Raw genomic sequence first — 235 nt, 5'->3', positions numbered from 1 at the left:
CAACTCGGCAAATAAGTTGCCATTATTGATAGCAACATATTGTAAATCTTTCAACGCCTGTTGACTCTTTCCGGCGTTACGTTGGTGAAAAGCTTTTAAATTTTGAATTTGTTGCTCTTTTTCTTCTGTTGTGCTTCTGATTACTTCACCCGGTAAAATAGTAGGGCTTCCTTTTTTATTAAGGAAAGTGTTTACTCCAACTAATGGCAACTCCCCGGTATGTTTCAGGGTCTCA

1 protein-coding gene is annotated in these 235 nt (G+C 38.3%); it reads right to left on the bottom strand.

Annotation, left to right across the window (positions count from 1 at the left end):
• Positions 1–235 (bottom strand): methylmalonyl-CoA mutase family protein (locus CWB98_RS23680; RefSeq protein ID WP_212751169.1); only part of this gene is annotated, 235 nt, incomplete at both ends.

This window comes from Pseudoalteromonas rubra, assembly GCF_005887115.1.
Classification (GTDB): Bacteria; Pseudomonadota; Gammaproteobacteria; order Enterobacterales; family Alteromonadaceae; genus Pseudoalteromonas; species Pseudoalteromonas rubra_F.
This window is presented reverse-complemented; position numbering and strand designations above follow the sequence as displayed.